The sequence below is a fragment of the Pseudoalteromonas sp. SWN29 genome, from assembly GCF_015864465.1.
In the GTDB taxonomy this organism is placed as follows: Bacteria; Pseudomonadota; Gammaproteobacteria; order Enterobacterales; family Alteromonadaceae; genus Pseudoalteromonas.
In genome coordinates this window covers 1-520 of sequence record NZ_JADYXE010000195.1, presented here as the reverse complement: position 1 = coordinate 520, position 520 = coordinate 1, and the positions used below count along the sequence as shown (strand labels likewise).

The window sequence follows — 520 nt, the reverse complement described above, 5'->3', positions numbered from 1 at the left end:
CTCCACCACTAATATAAACGATGTAAGTAAGCTTTGAGTGCTAATAGTATTAAATAGAAACAAGTGATTCGCCTATATTGGCAAGATTACTTCTTTCTGTTTTATACAGAACCTGTAATTCGACGAGAATACAGGAACTATTTAAAAACATAGATATGAGTCTGGGTTAGGAGGAGCGTGTTCACGCGCACCTCTTAACCTTAATAACTCACCTCTTAACGACATCAGTTGTTATCCCAGGGGTGAGTTATTAAAAAAGTAATAAGAGAACTGAATCAAGCGTATAAACATAGGTGATATCGTTATCATAATTAGATTGTATGACACTTAGAAGTCGAGAGACTACTTGGGGTTGTATGGTCAAGTAATGAAGCGCACATGGTGGATGCCTTGGCAGTCAGAGGCGATGAAAGACGTGACAGCCTGCGATAAGCTTCGGGGAGGCGGCAATATCCTGTGATCCGGAGATTTCTGAATGGGGAAACCCACTTACCATAAGGTAGGTATCTCGTACTTGTAC

1 rRNA gene is annotated in these 520 nt (G+C 40.6%); it reads left to right on the top strand.

Annotation, left to right across the window (positions count from 1 at the left end):
* Positions 1 to 358: 358 nt before the first annotated feature.
* Positions 359 to 520, top strand: a 23S ribosomal RNA gene (locus tag I6F53_RS20455); the annotation flags it as partial.